We start from the raw sequence: 1,765 nt of genomic DNA, 5'->3' as shown, positions 1-1,765 counted from the left end.
GACTCGGCATCCAGCACGCGGCCTTCGATTCTGGCAATCTCGGCGCCAACCAGTGCTACGGCATGCTCGAAGTTCGCCGGGCAGTTCGCTTCCCACGACTTAATCTGCGCGTGATGCGCCGCAAGCTTGGCTTGATGGGTTGCATAAGGATCGAGGCCCGTGGGCTCGCAACATGCTGCATGAGAGAGCGCGGTATAAAGATGGTATTCCGCCAACTCCAAGGGATGGATCTTCAATAAGCCGGAAGTCACCCCTCTTTCGGCTTTCTCTGCCGCATCGATGGCGGCTGTATAATCGCCAGCGGAGAGGCCCGCTTGCAGCTTTCTGATCCAGTAAAAGCATTCCGGCACGACCGCCCGAAGTCTGGTCATGCGCTCTTCGAAGGCGCGTTCCGATAAGTTGCCCTGGTCGAATGAACCGAATTTGACCGTCTCGCCGCGAAGCATCCGGGTGATCGCGAGAGTAGGAAACACCAGGTTAGCGATGTGTTCGAATCCGAGTTTGCGCGAAAACTCCATTGCATCTTCGGCCTCTCGGGCCACCCGATCGAGCGGTTCGCCCACCGCAAGACGACGGAAAGTGACCGTGCTCAGAGCGCGCGCGGCGTACGCCGCGTCTCCGAGCTCGCTCGCGACTTGAAATCCTCGCCGCCCGGCTTCCAGGCTCTCGCCAAGCGGTCGCGTCCAAGGCGTGAGAAGCGCAAAGACCACATAGGTCTTTGCGGCAAACCGCCTCATTCCGCGTTGTTCAACCAGATCGCAGGCGAGCCTTCCAAGCCGATAGCCGGCGGCATAGTCGCTGAAGTGGTAACTAGCGGAAAGCCCGACCGCGGCATAAATAGCTGTTGAGGCGTCGCTGTTCCCGTGATCGAGGCTGAGATTTACCCCCCTGCAGATCGCGAGCGTGTACAAATTTTCGTCGAAATATAACGTTGGCGCGCCGAACATTGCAAGAAAGTCCAGCGTCGCGAGTTGCTCTGAATCGGCCATTCGCGACAGGTTGATCAGTTCCTCGATTTCCCGATCACCCAGATTGGACCAGATGCGCTGGTACTCCCGCTGCGCCTCCATCTCCGAAGGATGAGGCGGCCAGTCGATTCCCACGCTCCGGAGGTATTCCAAGCCCAGCTCAACGGCACGGTTACTGTTCCTGAGCATCGTATATAAATCGACGCGTCGGCTTGCGACGACCGCACGCTGGACCGTATCCGCCGCGCGTGATGCAAGCGCCGCAAGGCGCTCCTCCGCGGACGAGAATGCGCCCATCCAAAGCTCGCAATCGGCTCGGTGCTGCTCCAACTCGAATGCCAGCCCCTGCCGGTTCTCCCACGCCTCCTGCGACAACAGCTCCATGCCAGCCTTGAGGTAGGAGAGCGCCGAAGCGTAGGCAGCCGAGGCCTTTGCGCGTTTGCCGGCGACGAGGTTGAGCTGCGCGACCTGCGCACGCTCCTCCTTTGAGGCGATCAAGGCCGCGCCCTGATTGAATTGGCTGACGATCTCGAAGATCGCCTCTTCTTGCAGCTCCTTCGGGGTCCGCTCCGTCAGCAATCTTCCAATGCGGAGATGAACCTCGGCGCGCGAGGTCTGCGGGATCATCGAATAAGCGGCTTCCTGCACCCGGTCGTGGATAAAGTAATAGCTATCTCCGCGACGTTCGACCAGTTCCTGGCGGACCGCGTCCGAGAGCGACGCGTGAACCTGGTCCAACGAGGTTTCGAGAACGATCGCCAATGTTTCCGTGTCGGCGGCGGCGCCGAGACAGGCGA

Annotated in this window: 1 pseudogene; it reads right to left on the bottom strand. The window is 60.2% G+C overall.

What is annotated here, in order from left to right:
- Nucleotides 1-1,765 (bottom strand): annotated as a pseudogene (locus tag WCB02_RS13470) (histidine kinase); the annotation flags it as partial.

The sequence above is a fragment of the Bradyrhizobium sp. genome, assembly GCF_049581145.1.
Classification (GTDB): Bacteria; Pseudomonadota; Alphaproteobacteria; order Rhizobiales; family Xanthobacteraceae; genus Bradyrhizobium.
The sequence above is the reverse complement of the archived record's forward strand: the minus strand, read 5'-3'. Positions and strand labels throughout refer to the sequence as shown.